The organism is Nitrosospira sp. TNL200 (genome assembly GCF_055386305.1).
This window is the reverse complement of the sequence record NZ_AP041003.1, coordinates 2,049,761-2,067,967: the sequence shown is the minus strand read 5'-3', so window position 1 is coordinate 2,067,967 and position 18,207 is coordinate 2,049,761. Positions and strand designations below refer to the sequence as shown.

Genomic DNA, 18,207 nt, shown 5'->3' with positions numbered 1-18,207 from the left:
GACCGTACGGTACCGCACGTTGCGGAATGTCGAAACTCCTGGATAGGGGGAAGAGAGGCAATGGCAGTAGTCAGCAGTGCAGCAGTATTCGATCCGCCCTCGCAGGCGGTGGCTGCTACCCTTGCCCCTCGGTTACCCGCCTGGCCTGGCGTGCCCTGATTACGGAAAGCCGCCACATCACCGCAAGCAGGCTTCCCAGCGGAGAGTGCATGACTGCAGAAATCGCCCCGACCACCGGCGCGAGCGGAAGCAGCGGAAATGCCTGCTTGGCCAATACGATGGCGAGCCCCGAGTTTTGCATGCCTACTTCGATGGAAATCGTGCGGGCGCTCTGCCGCTGGCAACCCAGCATCCACGCAAAGTAATAGCCCATCAGGAATCCGCCTCCATGCAGCAGCGCAACGGCCAGCAACAGTTGCAAGCCGTGCTCGAGGATGGCTTCGGCATTGGCAGCTATGACGACGGCACAGACGAAGCACACGCCCATGACCGACAGCACGGGCGCAACCGGCATGATGCTCGCCACCAGCCTGGGCGCCCAGCGGTTGATTAAAACACCCAGAATGACCGGAAAGATGACAACCTGCATGGTCTGCTTGAACAGCAGCCAGGCATCCACCGGAACCATCGTTCCCGCCAGAAGCTGGGTCAGCAGTGGCGTGGCGACTACGGCCGCCAGCGTGGAGCAGACGGTCATCACTACCGAAAGTGCGACATCGGCATCTGCAATATACGTCACGAGATTGGAAGCGGTGCCACCGGGACAGCAGCCTACCAGGATCAGCCCCAGGGCGAAGTGGGGTGGAAGGCTCAATCCCTGGGCCACGATCCAGGCCAGCGCCGGCATGATGGAATACTGTGCGATAAAACCGATCAGCACCTCCCGGGGCATGCGGGCAATCCTGCGAAAATCGCCACCGGTGAGCGTCAGCCCCATGCATAGCATGATGAAAGCCAGAAGCAGCACCATCAGCGAGCCCTGGTTCATGCTGGTGAGCCAGGGCGGCCAGCAGAGGGCGACGGCCCCCGAAAGGATCATCCATAAAGGGAACAGAAGGGCCAGCCGCTGCAGCACGACGGCGGTCAGGCTACGGAGTTTTCGGCGCTACCTGCAATCGAGGCGGGACGCGAGAACAGGAGTACATGGTGCTGCGCATGCCGGCTTACCAGCGTGCAGCTGTTCAAGCCTGCATCTTCCGCCATCTGTTTGAGTGTCGACAGGCACTCGGGATAATCATGATCGCGGACATGGATGCATGCCTCTTCCAGTTGATTCGGCGGGACTTCGGTCCAGGTCTCCCGCATGAATTTCAGATAGCCGTCCAGATAGCTTTCGCGATCCTGGCCTTCTTCCCGTACTACATCGACCAGGATCAGGCACCCTTGCCCGGACAATCTGTGACCAGCCGCGTGGAAAAAGCGCTGTTTCTCGTCAGACGATAAATGGTGAATGGCAAATCCCGTGAAAATGACGTCCCAGGTTTCGGAGGCCGACTCGACCATTTCCAGGAGATCGCCATGCGCCAGCACGACCTGGGCCGACAGTCCGGCAAGGTATGTGCGCGCCTCGGCCAGCGCCGTGGGAGATAAATCCACGCCTTCATACGTCGCGGGAGGCGTTTGAGCGAGACAGGGGGCGAGATAGCGCGCATTGCCGCAACCCAGGTCCAGCAGGCGGTACTTTCCTCCATCAGCCCGCCGTGCAAGCAGATCCTTCACTTCGGCATAGATTTCCCGGTGGAACATGTAGTTGTATGCGGTAAGCAGGTCATAAAGCGACCAGGACCGGGTAAAGATGGCTGTGGGCGCCGGTTCAAGAGAGGAATTCATATCTGATTGGTAGGTGGGATAACATCGTTCCGTTCGCCGCAATTGCGCAACCCACCATTCTACCTGCTAAAAAGCCGCTTGTCGGATTGCTGCCGATGTGCAGTTCAGATGGGCAGCTCAATGAGAAGAATTCAGTATGCGGGGCTTGCTGCCACATCCCGAAGAGATCGGTCATACAATCGGGAACACCGATTTCTTTCCTGTCGAAGTACTGATCAGCGTGTTTCGAAATCATGCTCGACGCTACGGGATGATGCGGCTCTTCTGTAGGGTCGTACCACAATCCTGTTTCCGAAAGCGGTCTGTGGAACCATGAATGTCATATGATTTTGCAAAGTGATGGGACCACAGGTTAGCATGTCAATATTCTGTCTGGATCTACCAATATCCCCATAAACACCTAAAATGATGATACCACTACACAGAAAGAGTGATAAAGCAGTTGTCATATCATACATATCCACAATATTTTGATTATGAGCAAGCTTAAAAAAATCAGCGCAAAATTAGGCGCTGAATTTATCTCCTAAATTCAAACCCGCTTCGGCGGGTTTTTTATTGCCTGTTTCTTTCTACCTTGTGCGCGGGCGTTTCGCCACGCCGGATCCGGGGTAGTGGTAAAATCGCGAAGGAGAGAGAAGGAATGGATGAAGAAGAAAACAAGGGGCCAGACAACGGCTATTGGCCGATAACCCGATTTGCCATGCGGTTTGCGTTCTGGACTGTCGTATTTTCCATCATAGGGGCGATAGTCATCGCATTTACCGGATTTCATTTCTCTTTCTAGTGGAGCCATCATCCTGGCATGGCATCAATCGGCATATGGATCGGTATCGCTCTTGCCACACATGGGCTCCAATAGCCTCAATCATTTACTGCGCTCCATCCAGTTTCAAGACTCTGCGCTGTTCGTCACAACGGTTCCGTTTAAAAACCAGGTCCTGTCCCTATGGGGCCTGGCGTACAGATACAGGCAGCAAGAGAGAGAATGATATGGGGGCAATCAACCCCCCATACTCTTGCGGAAAAGCCTTATGAAAAAATATTACTCATATTATTCTCAACATCGTCCCGACAGTCCCAGCCAGCCCGAAAAGCCCGATTATCCGGATAAGCCGATAGATCCCAGGCCATTCGATCCAGATCCGTCTCCGGGATATCCAATCGTGGATCCGGGGGATGAGCCCTTTCTCTGATCTGCAAGCATTGGCCTGGCAAGCCCACGCATAAGAAATAGCTCAAACCGGCGATGCAGGAAAAATTCCTGGAGCGGCAGCGGTGGATCGTGGCGATTCCTGTCCTTGCAGCATGCCTTGCCGGATTCGCGCTGGCCAGCATGTCCGGCAGGAGCAGCGCTGCGGATGCCACCAAGCTGATAATCATCCAGAAAAGCGAACTGGTATTCGATGAGGCAACCCATACCTTTGATACCATGATCATCCTGTCGAACGAAAGATCAACGTCTCTTCTTGAGCCTTTCAAATTGATCGTGTCGATCGACTCCCCCCAGGTATCCCTCATGAATGCGACTGGCACAGCGGGGAACGGCCTTCCTTACATTCAGATTCCCCTGCCGGAGGGCAGCCTGGACCAGGGGCAAGTCGTTCGTGCGCTCCTCAAATTCAGAAATCCCGAACAGGTGAAATTCAACTTGTTGTTCGGGATTGATGCACAGATTCCGAAAACGGATAACCTGCTACCCTATCCAGGTCCTTCAGGCCCAGCGACCTCATTAGGAATCAATTGAAGCGTTCAGGTTTCTGTCTCCCCGGCCAGCTCGCTGCAGTTCCACGGTTCTGGGTCCGCAAAGGGGGCAACGTACCTCCCCCGATACCGTTTTAAATCCCCATCTTTTCTTCTGTCCCGCAGACTCCCGGCGGAAGGGAAAAGCGCGGCCTTTGGTCTGGCGCTCTCCTGAAAACATTTCCATTTAACGAATATTTAACCGTTCCTTTACGACTCTCTTCATCGGCTTGGATATGATCCATTCTTGAATATCCAGATACGCCGTTGTTTTTATTCTGATGAGGACGAAATGCCCGATATTTTCTTCAAAGAACCGGAATCCACATTGCTCGAAACTTCCGGCTTGGAGCCAGCCGTGAGAAATGAGATTCCCGATGATTTTCTGTCAACCGACCTTGCGCCGACCTACTTCAAGGAAATTGGCCAGGGCGTCTTGCCGGGCAGACAGGAAGAAGCCGAGCTTGCCCGGCTCGCCAAGCAAAATGACGATGATGCGCGCCGGAAAATGATGGAGTGCAACCTGAGGCTCGTGGTGAGTATCGCCAAGCTTTACGCCAATCACGGCGTCGCGCTGCCGCATCTTATCAAGGAAGGCAAAATAGGGATGATGCACGCGCTGGACAAATTCGATCCGGAACGTGGCTTTCGTTTCTCCACTTATGCCACCTGGTGGATACGGCAGAACATCGAACGCTGCATCATGAATCAATCGCGCACGATTTGCCTGCCTGTCCATGTCATCAAGGAACTGAACGTTATTCTGCAGGCAGTCCGCCACCTTGAAGCCCATTCAGGCAGGGAGCCTACACCGCAAGATGTGGCCCATCTGTTGGGCCGCCCCCTGGACCATGTGGAGCGCATGCTATCCTTGAACATGAGCATGATGTCGCGGCATACCCTGTTCGATGTGGATCCTTTCCTGTCAGTCGGCGATGTCATGGCCGATGAAAAATCGCCCGGCCCCGATGCGATGCTGGAGCAATCCGGGATCGAAGACCGGGTAAGGGAGTGGCTCAGCCGCTTGAACCACAAGCAGCGCTACATCATCGAGCACCGCTATGGGCTGAATGCCTGCGAAATTCAAACTTTGGGGCAGTTGGGGGCAAACTTCGGGCTTACCCGCGAACAGATACGCCAGATTCAGCTGGAGGCGGCGGAGACATTGCGCGGCATATTAAACCTGAATCCGGCAGCTGATCGCTCACTTCCGGTTTAGAGCTATGATCCACAAAGATTTTCAGCGGTACCCGATAGTCACTGTATGATGAGTTTGCTGCAGGGTGGATTCAGGTTGAATGCGATAGTGTTTCGACGGAGAATATTTTAATTTGATAAAAATGACTCTAATATGGAAACACTGATCGCACCGATTTCCCAGGACTTGCCTGGCGGTCCCAACCTGGAATACGACCCCGATTTCATCGCGCTGGAGCAGGCCAGCCTGGGCAAGCCCGAACGCCAAACCGGTCAGGTAATCGTCCCGGCGGAAGAGCCCGATTGGCCTGATGTTCAGCGCCGCGCTGAATTGCTTCTATCCCGAAGCAAGGACTTGCGCGTCGTCATGTTATTTATCCGCGCCGCGATCCACTGCGAGGGCATGAAGGGGCTTGCCTCCGGCCTGAAGCTGCTGCAAATCCTTCTCGCCGATTATTGGGAGACTATCCATCCCGCCCTCGATCCCGAGGAAGGCGATGATCCGGGGGTGCGCCTCAATGTGCTTGCAGCGCTGTCAAACCCGGATGCACTGCTGCGCGATGTGCGTGGCGTTGCGTTCGCCAGTACGGGAAGCCACGCGCGGCTGTTGGTGCGCGATGTGCTCGTCGCCATGAACAGGCTGCGAGCGGACAATGGTGGAAGCGTGCCGAGCCAGGCGGAAATCGAAGAAATCCTTCGTCTTCCGGAAAACGCGGCTTCCATGCAGGCGTTGCGGGAAGCATTGTCGGCCGTGGATGGAATCCATCTCTTCCTGGGAGTAAAGGTGGGTTATGACCGTGTTCCGGATCTGCAGCCGCTGAAGGATATACTCAAAACCGTGGCGCAACTGGGTCCAGCCGCCGCTTATGTTTCACAGTCGGGAGAAATTTCCCTGGGTACCGAAGGGGTGGCAAAGATGCAGGCTGGCGAGAATAAGGAGCCGATGATGACAATGCCTGGCGAGATTCGCAATCGGGAAGACGCAGTGCGCATGCTTGAGAAAGTATGCGAGTTCATCGAGCGGACCGAACCGGCGAATCCCGCGCCGCTATTCATTCGCCGGGGACAGCGTCTCATGACAAAGAATTTCGTCGAAATCCTGCAGGAACTCGCGCCAGAGAGCCTGAACCAGCTCAAGCAGATCACCGGCGCCGAACCGAAAAAGCCCTGATAGCCCGCGTAGTTATCCGCGCGAAAGGGGCCAGGATCTGTCCGGAAATTTCCGGATATATTCCTTGCGACTGCTTGCGGATACAGTTGCCAGCGTCTACTATCATGTGTATGGCACATTAGAACCAACAGGTTTCCTGGCGAGCTCGCACGGTGGATCATCGGGCATGAGCGCAACCTTAAAACCATCTTCAAGGGGAGGTGCAATCGTGGCACAGAGCAGTCAGAAATTCATCGCACGCAATCGCGCTCCGCGGGTTCAGATCGAATACGATGTCGAACTGTACGGCGCCGAGAAAAAAATCCAGCTTCCATTCGTCATGGGTGTGTTTGCAGATTTGTCGGGCAAACCCACCGAAGCGCTTCCCCCCGTGGCGGATCGCAAATTTCTCGATATCGATGTCGATAATTTCGACGATCGCATGAAGGCAATCAAACCCCGGGTCGCCTTCCAGGTTCCCAATACGCTGACCGGAGAGGGAAACCTCAGCGTCGATATTTCCTTCGAGAGCATGGATGATTTTTCTCCGGCCGCGGTGGCGCGAAAAGTCGATGCCCTGAACAAGCTGCTGCAGGCGCGCCAGCAGCTTTCCAACCTCGTCACTTACATGGACGGCAAAACCGGGGCAGAAGAACTGATAGCCAAGGTGCTGAACGACCCCGCGCTGCTCCAGACCCTTGCCGCGAGCAAAAAACCGGCAGACGAAGCTGGCGCAGCGTGATCCGGCTGATCCGATATAAGAAGACGAGGAGAAAATAATGGCGGAAACGCAACAACAGGCTGCAGAAAGCGAAGTTCCGAAACTCGAGGGAAGCGAGTTTGCCGGGTTATTGCAGAAGGAATTCAGGCCGAAATCCGAGGAGGCGAAGGGTGCGGTCGAGCAGGCGGTGCGCACGCTCGCCGAGCAGGCGCTCGCACAGACTCAGCTCATCGGCCATGACGTCGTCAAGTCCATCGAGGCCATCATCGCCGAACTCGACCGCAAGCTGTCCGAACAGGTGAACCTGGTCATGCATCACCCGGATTTCCAGAAGCTCGAAGGCGCCTGGCGCGGGCTTCACTATCTGATCAACAACACCGAAACCGACGAGATGCTCAAGATACGCTTTATGAATATCTCGAAGAACGACCTGGGCAAAACACTCAAGCGTTACAAGGGCACCAACTGGGATCAAAGTCCCCTGTTCAAGAAAATCTATGAAGCGGAATATGGGCAGTTCGGGGGCGAGCCATTTGGCTGCATGGTGGGCGATTACGCGTTCGACCACAGTCCGCCCGATGTGGAATTGCTCGGCGAAATGTCGAAGATTTCGGCGGCGGCCCACATGCCTTTCATCGCCGGCGCAAGCCCGACCGTCATGCAGATGGATTCCTGGCAGGAGCTGGCCAATCCCCGCGACCTGACAAAGATTTTCACCACGCCCGAATATGCTTCCTGGCGCTCCCTGCGGGAGTCGGAGGACGCCCGCTACCTGGGTCTTGCCATGCCGCGGTTCCTCGCGCGCATTCCATATGGAGCAAAGACGAGCCCGGTGGAAGAGTTCGACTTCGAGGAGGATACCGGGGCGGCCGACCACAACAAGTATACATGGGCCAACGCGGCTTATGCCATGGCCGTCAATATCAACCGCTCTTTCAAGTTTTACGGCTGGTGTTCCCGTATTCGCGGCGTGGAGTCCGGCGGCGCGGTAGAGGGATTGCCGGTGCATACCTTTCCCACGGATGATGGGGGCGTCGATATGAAGTGCCCGACCGAGATCGCGATCAGCGACCGGCGCGAGGCGGAACTGGCGAAAAATGGATTCATGCCGCTGTTGCACCGCAAGAACTCCGATTTTGCCGCCTTCATCGGCGCACAATCGATACAGAAGCCGTTCGAGTACGATGATCCGGATGCGACCGCGAATGCCAATCTTTCCGCCCGGTTGCCGTATCTGTTCGCCTGCTGCCGCTTCGCCCATTATTTGAAGTGCATCGTCCGGGACAAGATCGGCTCCTTCAAGGAGCGGGATGACATGCAGGTATGGCTCCAGAAGTGGATCATGAACTATGTGGACGGCGATCCCGCCCATTCCTCCGAATCCACCAAGGCCCGCAAGCCCCTGGCGGCTGCGGAGGTCGTGGTGGAAGAGGTCGAGGGCAATCCGGGCTATTACACGTCCAAATTTTACCTTCGGCCCCATTATCAGCTCGAAGGCCTGACGGTATCGCTGCGGCTGGTTTCCAAACTGCCATCGGCGAAAGCAGCCTGAGCCTGAGCCAGGCTTATTGCGGCAAGCGGGGAGAGGTGCACAACAAGGAATAGTTTCTTTTACAGGGAGGCAATCATGGCCGTAGACATGTTTCTGAAGCTGGACGATGTGAAAGGCGAATCCTCGGACGACAAACACAAGGATGAAACGGATGTGCTGGCCTGGAGCTGGGGGATGAGCCAGTCAGGCACCACGCATATGGGCACGGGCGGGGGCGCCGGCAAGGTAAGCGTGAATGATTTATCCATCACGAAGTACGTGGACAAGGGCTCTCCCAATCTCATCATTTCCTGCTGCAACGGGAAGCACTACAAGGAGGGCGTCCTGACCGTACGCAAGGCGGGGGAGACGGCGCTCGAGTATCTCAAGATTACGATGAAGGAAGTGCTCATCTCGTCGATCTCCACTGGCGGCAGCGGAGGTGAAGACCGCTTGACCGAAAATGTCACGCTCAATTTCGCGGAATTCAAAGTGGAATACACGCCGCAGAAGGCTGATGGCAGCGGGGATGCCGCGATCGAGGCGGGATGGAAGATTGCAGCGAACGTAAAAGCGTAAGCCGCTGGACAAGGGGCTGGAATGAGCCGGTAGGCCGCTGGGGCTTCTCTCCCCAGGCCGGTTGCAGGATGCGGAATGGAGTATTCATGCGAGCATCCGTCTTTTCCTGAACGCCGGATATCGGCTGCCTGCAGGCTTGCACCTGCTTCCGTGACCCGCACTCCAGCCCATTCATAACCTACCCGTAACCACTCCTCGGATGAAAAGCCATGGCGCTCGGTGATATGTTCCTGAAGATTGAAAGCGCGCGGCAAGGCGCAATCAAGGGCGAGGCGCAGGATGAAAACCACAGGGACGAAATCGATGTAATCGACTGGTCCTGGGGAATGGAGGCGAAAACGGCGCTGAGCGGGGGAGGGGCGAGCCCCAAGGCGACGCTGAGCGAGCTGAATATTGTCAAGCAGGTGGACAGCGCTTCGACCGGACTGATGTCCGCCATGCGCGGCAACGAGCTCATCAGCAAGGCGGTGCTTACGGTGCGCAAGGCAGGTGGGGTGCCGCATGAGTACTGCAAGATCCGGATCGAAAAGGGGCGGATAACGTCCATAGACGTGGATACCAGCAACTTTTCGGCAAGCGGGCAGCTATCGGAAAGGCTCAGCCTGGCTTTTCAGAAAATCAGCGTGGAGTATATTCCGCAGGGCGCCGATGGGAATCCGCGCGGAAGCATGCTGTTCGATGCCGAGATATCCTGATGCAGGACTGCAACCACAAAAGAAACCAGCGATGAGTGCCTCCGCTGCCGAACAGAGTTTGCGCAATGGCGATCCCGCTGGCGCGCTTGCGCAACTCCAGGAAGCGGTTCGGGCGCATCCTTCGGATTCGAAACTGCGGATTTTTCTGTTTCAGCTCCTCGCCCTGATGGGCCAGTGGGAGCGCGCGCTGAATCAGTTGAACGTGGCGGCGGAGCTGGATCCGGCGGCCCTGGCCATGGCCCAGGCTTATCGCGAGGCACTGCGCTGCGAGGTGCTGCGGGCGCAGGTATTTGAAGGCAGAAAATCACCTATGGTCTTTGGCCAGCCGGAGCAATGGCTGGCGCTGCTTATCGAAGCGCTGCTGCTTACAGGGCAGGGCAAACATCGCGAAGCGGGGGCGCTGCGGAACAGGGCATTCGAGGAGGCCAGCGAGACCGATGGCATGCTCGATGGCGAGCGGTTCTCCTGGATCGCCGATGCCGACAGCCGCCTTGGGCCGGTGTGCGAGGCCATCATCAACGGCCGCTATTACTGGGTGCCTTTTTCGCGCTTGTCGCAGGTGATCATCGATGCGCCGGAGGACCTGCGGGACATGGTGTGGATGCCCGCGCATTTCCGGTTCGATAATGGCGGCGAGAGCGTGGCGCTGATTCCCACGCGCTATCCGGGGTCCGAGGCAAGCGAGGACGGGCTGATTCTGCTCGCGCGCAAGACCATCTGGCAGGAAGCCGCCCCGGGCACATATTACGGGTTGGGCCAGCGGCTGCTCGCTACCGATGCTGGTGAAACACCTCTCATGGATGTGCGCAGCATTACCCTGGGGGAGGGTGCGGCCGAACGGGCAAATCCCCACGACAGCAGCTGAAATGGCTGAGTTTACTCCACAGGAGCGGCTTCAGCCCGCGCTGCTCGACCGTCTGGCGGATAACGAGCCGGAAAAAAAACTGGAGGCGCGCGAGGAGCGCGTGATGTCCGCCGCCCGGTTGAGGCAGGCGGTCTTGCGGGATCTGGCGTGGCTGTTCAACACCACCAGGCTGGGCGGCGAAGAGCTGGCTGGTTTTCCGTTCGCGGCGCACTCCGTCATTAATTTCGGGCTTCCTGCGCTGTCTGGTGAAACCGCATCGACGCTGGATATCATCGAGCTGGAGCAATCGATCCGGCAGGCAATAGTTGATTTCGAGCCACGCATCGACCCTGCCAGCCTGCGAGTGGAAGCGGTCGTGACCGACTTGCAGCTGGACCGGCACAACGTTATCAGCGTGCAGATTCGCGGGGATTTGTGGGCTTATCCCGTGCCGCTGGAATTATTGCTCAGGACCGATGTGGATCTGGAAACCGGCCAGGTGGAAATACGCGATCTGGCCCGGTCGGAGCATTAGGGGAATCGCTAGAGGGATTTTGCGCGGCTCCACAGGGACGTTTTGATGATGCCGCCTTGCCCTGCCCAACTGCACGTTGGATCTGCTTGTCGCGCATTCATTTCGAGAAGGTGTTCGCGTCGGCAGAGACCTTGTTCAGAGCTCTCGCGGTCAACAGGCCCTCTTTGATCTGTCGAGTTTTGGGCTAACAGCACTCCTTTTGTAGGATGGGTGGAGCAAAGCGTAACCCATCATTTTCCTGGTGCCGGGTAGATGTTTTTTGATGGGTTGCGTTTCACTCCACCCATCCTACGGTTGCTGAAGGATTCCGAAGGAGGATGGGAATCCCGCAGCGGGCTGTAAGTACCTGTTTCCGGTTTTATCGGTCGGCTAACACGATTATTCACATGGACCCTCGTTTGCTTCGGCACTACAACCGGGAACTCGCCTACCTGCGCGAGATGGGCGCGGAATTCGCGGCCGAATTTCCCAAGATCGCCGGCCGGCTGGGAATGGATGGCATCGAGGTTACCGATCCGTACGTGGAAAGGCTGATGGAAGGGGCGGCATTTCTGGCAGCGCGAGTGCAGTTCAAGCTCGATGCCGAGTTTCCCCGCTTCACGCAGCGCCTGCTCGAAATAGTCTATCCCAACTACCTGGCGCCGACTCCGGCAATGCTGATCGCCCAGCTCCGCCCGCAGCTCGTCGAAACCAATCTTGCTCAAGGCGTTGCCATTCCCGCGGGCAGCGCCATGCGCAGCCAGGTGGGAAAGGATGATCTCACGGCTTGCGAATTCCATACGGCGCAGGAGGTGATGCTATGGCCGCTCGAAATCGTGCATGCGGAGTATTTCAGTTTCGCGCCGGACCTGCCTCTGAACAAGCTGCCGCTGCTGCAGCCGGTAAAAGGCGGGGTGCGCCTCAGGCTTAAAACCACCGCCGGACTGAATTTTTGCCAGTTGGGCATGGAGCGGCTGCGGCTGTTTTTCTCGGGGAGCGACGAGATCGCCTACAAGCTGCATGAGCTGTGCCTGGGCGCGCCACTCGGCGTGGCGGTCGCGCCCGCCGGCCATCCCTGGCCCTGGCATCACTTTCTTCCTCCGCGCATGATCCTGCCCGTGGGTTACGAAGATAAAGATGCGCTGCTTCCCGTCAGCTTGCGCGGTTTTCAGGGATACCGCCTGTTGCAGGAATACTTCGCCTTTCCGCAGCGTTTCCTGTTTATCGATATCGATGGTTTAGGGCCAGCGGTGCGCCAGCACGCAGAGGATGAACTGGAGATCGTCCTGCTGTTTTCGCGCGGCGAAGCGGCGCTGGAGAACGTGGTCGATAGCGGGAATTTTTCACTGTTCTGCACGCCGGCGATCAATCTTTTTCCCAAGCGCGCCGACCGCATCCACCTTTCGGACAATACATACGAATTCCATGTGGTGCCAGACCGTACGCGGCCCGTGGATTTCGAGGTTTTCGAGGTTACCGGCGTCACCGGCTATGGCGCGGGCAGCGACAGCGAGCGCGCTTTTCTCCCGTTTTACGCAGCCTATCATTGGGAAATGCAGGAGAAGCAGGCCTACTTCACCATTCAGCGGGAGCCTCGCCTGCTTCCTGCGGGAAAGAGGCGCACCGGCACTCGCTCCAGCTATATCGGCAGTGAAGTCTTCCTTTCCCTGGTGGACGCGCAGGAGGCGCCGTATTCTGACGATCTCCGGCAACTGGCCGTTACCACGCGATGCACCAACCGCGACCTGCCGCTGCTGATGCCCCTGGGTCAGGGAAAAACGGATTTCACGCTGGATATCGCTGCTCCTCTGGATTCCATTCGCTGCATCAAGGGTCCCTCCAAGCCTTATTCGCCGTTGTGGACCGGCGGCATCGCCTGGCAATTCGTAAGCCATCTTTCGCTCAACTATCTTTCCCTGATGAACAGCAGCGAGCATGAAGGGGCGGCGGCGCTACGCGAAATGCTGGAGCTGTACGCCATGAGTTCCGATGGAGGCATAAAAAAGCAGATCGAGGCGGTGCGAAGGGTATCGGTAAAACCATTGGTGCGGCGGCTTCCCGTTCCCGGGCCCATTACTTTCGGCCGCGGGCTGGAGATCGGGCTGCATCTCGAAGAGCTGGGTTTCCAAGGCGGCGGCGCGTTTCTCTTCGGAAGCGTGATGGAGCGGTTCTTCGCCCGCCATGTCTCGCTCAATTCATTCACGGAAACCGTTCTTTCTTCCGTGGAACGGGCCGAAATAATGCGATGGGAGCCGCGATGCGGAACACGCCCGATCCTTTGACCTATTTTCGCGCGCTTGAAGCGAAGCCGTTCGGTTTCGATTTTTTCCAGGCGCTGCGGCGCATCGACTGCCTGCATCCGCATAAGCCACGACTGGGCGAGGGATTGCGGCCGGTCGACGACGTGATCCGCCTGGGGCAGGAGCCTTCGATGGCGTTCGCACCCGCTTCGCTCGCCTCGTTCCAGTTTCCGGAAAATGGCCGGCCAGCACGGGCGGAAGTCCGTTTTCTGGGTCTTCTGGGCCCCAATGGCCCGCTGCCGCTGCATCTCACGGAATATGCGCGCACCCGGTTGCTGAATTCCGGGGATGCCACCTTCGTGCGGTTTCTGGATATGTTCAATCATCGCTTCCTGTTGCTTTTCTACCGCGCATGGGCCCAGGCGCAGCCGACAGCCAGTCTGGATAGGCCGCGCCACGACCGGTTCACGATCTACGTAGGGGCGCTGGAAGGCATTGCCGGCAGCAGGATGCGGCAGCGCGACGAGATCGGGGATTTCGCAAAATTATTCTTTGCCGGCTGGCTGGGGCGCCAGGTGCGCAATCGCGACGGGATCGCCGCATTGCTTGCTTCCTACTTCCGGGTGGGGGTGGCCGTGGAGGAATTCGTGGGCCACTGGCTGCGCTTGCCGCCCCGCGACCGGACAAGGCTCTGGACGGGGGAGGCTGGCGGCCCGGCAGCGCAACTGGGGGCAGGGGCTGTGCTGGGTTCGCGCGTGTGGGACAGGCAGCATAAATTCCGTATTCATCTGGGCCCGCTCACGCTTAAGCAGTATGAGAGCTTTCTGCCGGGGGGCAAGGCTCTGGACAGGCTGGTGGACTGGATAAGGCAATACTTCTGTTTTGAACTGGAATGGGATGTGCGGCTGGTGCTGGCGCACGACGAAGTGCCAAAGACCAGCCTCGGGCAATTCGGCCGGCTGGGGTGGACCACGTGGCTGGGCACGCGGCCAGCAGCAACCGACGCGAGCGACCTGACGCTGGACGCCGAGCGGCTCGCGTCCCGCAGGCACGAGGGACGCGCAGATTGAGGCGCTCGATGCACCGCGCCGCTGATCCGGGGTTGATCCAGGTTAACGTTGCTGGTCCGGTTTATGGTTCATATAGCCAGATAGCCAGGCAGAAAAACAAGAGAGGGTAGGCAGCATGAGCGAAATCAGCCGCGTGGCATTATTCGGCAAACTGAACAGCCTCGCCTACAAGGCGATCGAGGGAGCCACCGTCTTCTGCAAGCTGCGCGGCAATCCTTATGTCGAGCTGGAACACTGGCTGCAACAGATCCTGGCGAACCAGGATTCGGATCTCCACCGCATCTTCAGGCATTTCGAAATCGACAGTTCCCGGCTTGCAAAGGATCTGACTGATGCGCTCGACCGCTTGCCGCGCGGCGCCACATCCATCTCCGATCTTTCCGAGCGCATCGAGTATGCGGTAGAGCGCGGGTGGGTCTATGGCACCCTGATGTTCGGCGAATCGCAGGTGAGGACCGGGCATCTCCTGGTGGGTATGCTCAAGACTTCCAGCTTGAGGAATGCCTTGTTCGGCATCTCGCGCCAGTTCGATCGCGTGCGTCCGGATACGCTGGCGGATGAGTTCGCCAAAATCGTTGCCGGCTCGCCAGAGGATCAATTGCGTGCCACCGATACCTCAGCCGCCGCACCGGAGGAGGCGAGCGGCGCGCTTGCTCCGGCGCAAATGGGCAGGCAGGATGCGCTCAGGAAGTTTTCTGTGGACCTGATAGCGCGTGCGCGCAAGGGCGAGATCGACCCCGTGACCGGGCGCGATGAGGAAATCCGCCAGATCGTCGATATTCTCATGCGCCGCCGGCAGAATAATCCCATCCTCACCGGGGAAGCGGGTGTGGGCAAGACTGCAGTGGTCGAAGGCTTCGCCCTGCGTATCGCAAAGGGCGACGTGCCTCCGCCGTTAAAGGATGTCTCCCTGCTGACCCTGGATATCGGGCTGCTGCAGGCGGGGGCGAGCATGAAGGGAGAATTCGAAAACCGGCTGCGCCAGGTTATCGACGAGGTGCAGGCTTCGCCCAAACCCATCATCCTGTTCATCGATGAGGCGCACACTCTTATCGGCGCCGGCGGGCCTGCCGGAACCGGGGACGCCGCCAACCTGCTAAAACCTGCTCTTGCGCGAGGCACGCTGCGCACCATCGGCGCCACCACCTGGACGGAATACCGCAAGTATTTCGAAAAAGACCCGGCGCTCACGAGGCGTTTCCAGGTCGTGCAGATACTGGAGCCGTCGGAGGAAAAAGCGATACTTATGGTGCGCGGAGTAGCTTCGACGCTGGAAAAGCATCATCGTGTGCAACTGCTCGACGAGGCGCTGGAAGCTGCCGTCAAGCTGTCCCATCGCTACATCCCCGCGCGCCAGCTTCCGGACAAGGCTGTGAGCCTGCTCGACACCGCATGCGCGCGCGTTGCCATCAGCCAGTATGCCACTCCCGCGGAAGTCGAGGATTGCCAGCGCCGCCTGGAGGCATTGGCGACAGAACTGGAAATCATCGGCCGGGAAGAAGAGGTGGGCTTTAACGCTGGTTCCAGGCGCACCGATGCGGAGCAGAAACAGGTGGCGGAAAAGGCACGCCTGGCCACTCTCGAGGCCCGCTGGCAGGAAGAAAAAGGACTGGTTGACCGCATACTCGAACTGCGCGGAAAGCTGCGCGCAGGCGGTAAGCCGGTGGATGTGAAAGCGCAGGATATTCCCGTTGCGGGTTCGAATACCAGCGGCACCGGTACGCAGGGTACGTTGGCGGAAAATTCCGGCGCCAGCTCCACGGGCACATCCGCAACGGGCGAGAACGCCGGGACCACCCAACTGGCTGAAGGCTCCGGAAGGGAAACAGCGGCGGCGCCTTCAGCCGGAGAGGAAGCTACGTCTGCCGCTTCACCCCAGGCTGGGAGCGCTGATACCGCTGGCGCCGTCAAAGCTGCCGATGCCGCGCTTGCTCCGGAAGAGCGCCAGCAGTTGCTGGCGGAATTGAGCGAACTCCAGCTGAAGCTGGATGCGCTTCAGGGGGAGTCACCCCTCATCATGCCGACGGTGGATGCGCAGGCCGTCTCCTCGGTGGTGGCCGACTGGACCGGCATTCCGGTGGGGCGCATGGTGAAAAACGAGGTGGAAGCCGTGCTCAAGCTGGCGGATACGCTGAACCAGCGCATCATAGGCCAGCGCCATGCGCTGGAGATGATTGCCCGCCGCATCCAGACGTCTCGGGCAAAACTCGATAATCCGAACAAACCCATCGGCGTATTCATGCTTTGCGGCCCTTCCGGCGTGGGGAAGACGGAGACTGCGCTTGCGTTGGCCGAGTCACTTTATGGCGGCGAGCAGAACGTCATCACCATCAACATGAGCGAATTCCAGGAAGCCCATACGGTGTCCACATTGAAGGGTGCGCCGCCGGGCTACGTGGGTTATGGCGAGGGCGGCGTGCTGACCGAAGCGGTGAGACGGAGGCCCTACAGCGTGGTGCTGCTCGACGAAGTGGAAAAAGCGCACCCGGATGTGCACGAGATTTTTTTCCAGGTATTCGACAAAGGCTGGATGGAAGACGGCGAGGGCAGGCACATCAACTTCCGCAACACGATCATCCTGCTTACCACCAACGTCGGCACCGACCTCATCATGGGCATGTGCCGCGATCCCGAGCTGATGCCGGACCCCCAATCGCTGGCGACGGCACTGCGCGCACCGCTGCTCAAGGTCTTTCCCCCGGCCTTGCTCGGTCGGCTGGTGACCATTCCTTATTACCCGCTGAGCGACGAAATGATCGGGGCCATCGCGCGGTTGCAGCTCAGCCGGATCAGCAAGCGCATCCTGGAGAACCACAGGATTCCATTCTCCTACGACGACGACACGGTCAGGCTCATCGTCAGCCGCTGCACCGAACTCGAAAGCGGCGGCCGCATGATCGATGCGATTCTCACCAACACCGTGCTGCCGCGCATCAGCGAGGAGTTTCTCAAGCGCATGGTGGAAGGCAAGCCTGTCGTGCGCGTACAGGTAAGCGTCAAGGATGGGGAGTTCGGGTATGGGTTTGAGTGAAATGCTTTTTTTACTGTAGGTATTATGTGAGCGGAAATTTAATCAGGAATAAGGAGGGGTAAAATGGACGTAGCATCGGGTTGGAGCCTATTTCGTCTCGCGAAAAGCGGCGCTCAGGCGTTAGCTGGCGGAAATCCTCTCGGGTTTAGCATAGGCGCAACACTGTATGTAAAAAAGTGGGTGGACTCAGCCAATGCGGAAGTACTGGACAACGTTAGGAAACGTGAAGGGTGTCCTCACATTATCATGATTCAGGGTTCACCACCCACTCCGACCGCGGCGTTATACGTGGCTCAAGAAGGTGGGGTTGCCTGGCTGACAGATCCGCCAAGCGGAAATGGTTGTAGTGCTTGCAAAAAGACAAACGAGGCACGAAGCGAATCTAAACCCATCAGTATATAAGCTGTACGACTGGATCAAGCAATTGTCTGATCTCCTGGTAAAGCTCTACGAACTACCCGAGCTACCCGATACGCTCGACAACCGGGAAGACGAGGGAATTCATATACGCAGTGCAATGGCTTACGAAAAGCACCAGGTTGTCGACTGGGTGGACAAGCACTTCGGCGGAAGGTGGGCGAGCGAATGCGACGTGGCGTTCAGCAACCGTCCCATCTCATGCCATATCGCGACGGAGCACGGCTTGATCCTGGGTTTTTGCTGCCATGACAGTACCAGCCGGGGCATGGCTGGCCCCCTGGGTGTGCTGGAATCGGCACGCGGGCGAGGCATCGGACGCGGACTGTTGCTCAGCACCCTTCATGCCATGGCTGCGATGGGTTACGCCTACGCCGTGATAGGCGGCGCCGGTTCTGTTGAATTTTATCGGCGTGTTGCCAATGTCATCGAAATCCCCGATTCCAGCCCCGGCATTTATATCGACCGGCTGGCCGAGTAGACGTCGTAGGGTGTGTAAAGCGAAGCGTAACCTACCGCAGAATCGATTAACGATGAGTTTATAGATGGGTGGAGCGGAGCGCAACCCATCAGAATGAAGAAAGGGAAGCTCCGATGATGGGTTGCGCGATGCTCCACCCATCCTACGGCAAACTGCAGGAAGCT

17 protein-coding genes are annotated in these 18,207 nt (G+C 58.1%); 14 read left to right on the top strand and 3 right to left on the bottom strand.

The window, feature by feature from the left end; translation table 11 throughout:
• Positions 1–115: 115 nt before the first annotated feature.
• Genes ACZ5CE_RS09330 through ACZ5CE_RS09320 form a run of 3 tightly spaced genes read right to left on the bottom strand, consistent with a single transcriptional unit; the run spans position 116 to position 2,113 of the window.
• A complete protein-coding gene (locus ACZ5CE_RS09330; protein ID WP_464577470.1) occupies positions 116–1,039 on the bottom strand; it encodes a bile acid:sodium symporter family protein in 924 nt (307 codons plus the stop codon).
• Positions 1,040–1,083: 44 nt separating this feature from the next.
• Positions 1,084–1,830: a class I SAM-dependent methyltransferase gene (locus tag ACZ5CE_RS09325; protein ID WP_464574627.1), complete on the bottom strand. Its 747-nt coding sequence runs from the start codon at positions 1,828–1,830 to the stop codon at positions 1,084–1,086.
• The gene (locus ACZ5CE_RS09320; RefSeq protein ID WP_464574626.1) at positions 1,814–2,113 is read right to left on the bottom strand and encodes a hypothetical protein; all 300 of its coding nucleotides are present in this window, start codon (positions 2,111–2,113) and stop codon (positions 1,814–1,816) included. Before ACZ5CE_RS09320 ends, ACZ5CE_RS09325 begins: the two co-directional genes overlap by 17 nt.
• Before the next feature lie 360 nt (positions 2,114–2,473).
• Between ACZ5CE_RS09320 and ACZ5CE_RS09315 the strand changes: the two genes are divergently transcribed.
• The 14 genes from ACZ5CE_RS09315 to ACZ5CE_RS09250 all read left to right on the top strand — a co-directional run bounded on the left by ACZ5CE_RS09315 (position 2,474) and on the right by ACZ5CE_RS09250 (position 18,043).
• The gene (locus tag ACZ5CE_RS09315; protein ID WP_464574625.1) at positions 2,474–2,617 is read left to right on the top strand and encodes a hypothetical protein; all 144 of its coding nucleotides are present in this window, start codon (positions 2,474–2,476) and stop codon (positions 2,615–2,617) included.
• 462 nt (positions 2,618–3,079) lie between these two features.
• Positions 3,080–3,577 (top strand): hypothetical protein, encoded by a 498-nt coding sequence (locus ACZ5CE_RS09310; RefSeq protein WP_464574624.1) that lies wholly within the window; start codon positions 3,080–3,082, stop codon positions 3,575–3,577.
• A gap of 288 nt (positions 3,578–3,865) precedes the next feature.
• On the top strand, positions 3,866–4,792 hold the full coding sequence (locus ACZ5CE_RS09305; protein WP_464574623.1) for a sigma-70 family RNA polymerase sigma factor: 927 nt from the start codon (positions 3,866–3,868) through the stop codon (positions 4,790–4,792).
• Between the two features lie 132 nt (positions 4,793–4,924).
• Entirely contained in the window at positions 4,925–5,941 is a 1,017-nt protein-coding gene (gene tssA, locus ACZ5CE_RS09300) for a type VI secretion system protein TssA (protein ID WP_464574622.1), read from the top strand.
• A gap of 208 nt (positions 5,942–6,149) precedes the next feature.
• On the top strand, positions 6,150–6,662 hold the full coding sequence (gene tssB / locus ACZ5CE_RS09295) for a type VI secretion system contractile sheath small subunit (RefSeq protein ID WP_464574621.1): 513 nt from the start codon (positions 6,150–6,152) through the stop codon (positions 6,660–6,662).
• 37 nt (positions 6,663–6,699) lie between these two features.
• On the top strand, positions 6,700–8,193 hold the full coding sequence (tssC, locus tag ACZ5CE_RS09290; protein WP_464574620.1) for a type VI secretion system contractile sheath large subunit: 1,494 nt from the start codon (positions 6,700–6,702) through the stop codon (positions 8,191–8,193).
• 75 nt (positions 8,194–8,268) lie between these two features.
• On the top strand, positions 8,269–8,751 hold the full coding sequence (locus ACZ5CE_RS09285) for an Hcp family type VI secretion system effector (RefSeq protein WP_464574619.1): 483 nt from the start codon (positions 8,269–8,271) through the stop codon (positions 8,749–8,751).
• 209 nt (positions 8,752–8,960) lie between these two features.
• On the top strand, positions 8,961–9,446 hold the full coding sequence (locus ACZ5CE_RS09280; protein WP_464574618.1) for an Hcp family type VI secretion system effector: 486 nt from the start codon (positions 8,961–8,963) through the stop codon (positions 9,444–9,446).
• Between the two features lie 31 nt (positions 9,447–9,477).
• Positions 9,478–10,311 carry a type VI secretion system accessory protein TagJ gene (locus ACZ5CE_RS09275; RefSeq protein WP_464574617.1) on the top strand — a complete coding sequence of 278 codons (834 nt, stop codon included), beginning with the start codon at positions 9,478–9,480 and terminating at the stop codon, positions 10,309–10,311.
• A gap of 1 nt (position 10,312) precedes the next feature.
• Complete coding sequence (gene tssE, locus ACZ5CE_RS09270; protein ID WP_464574616.1) at positions 10,313–10,825, top strand: type VI secretion system baseplate subunit TssE; 513 nt, start codon at positions 10,313–10,315, stop codon at positions 10,823–10,825.
• 386 nt (positions 10,826–11,211) lie between these two features.
• On the top strand, positions 11,212–13,086 hold the full coding sequence (tssF, locus tag ACZ5CE_RS09265) for a type VI secretion system baseplate subunit TssF (RefSeq protein WP_464574615.1): 1,875 nt from the start codon (positions 11,212–11,214) through the stop codon (positions 13,084–13,086).
• A complete protein-coding gene (tssG, locus tag ACZ5CE_RS09260; RefSeq protein WP_464574614.1) occupies positions 13,062–14,114 on the top strand; it encodes a type VI secretion system baseplate subunit TssG in 1,053 nt (350 codons plus the stop codon). Before tssF ends, tssG begins: the two co-directional genes overlap by 25 nt.
• A gap of 115 nt (positions 14,115–14,229) precedes the next feature.
• Positions 14,230–17,145: a type VI secretion system ATPase TssH gene (locus tag ACZ5CE_RS09255; protein ID WP_464574612.1), complete on the top strand. Its 2,916-nt coding sequence runs from the start codon at positions 14,230–14,232 to the stop codon at positions 17,143–17,145.
• A 424-nt stretch (positions 17,146–17,569) separates the two neighbouring features.
• Positions 17,570–18,043: a GNAT family N-acetyltransferase gene (locus ACZ5CE_RS09250; RefSeq protein WP_464574611.1), complete on the top strand. Its 474-nt coding sequence runs from the start codon at positions 17,570–17,572 to the stop codon at positions 18,041–18,043.
• The last annotated feature ends 164 nt before the right edge of the window (positions 18,044–18,207 follow it).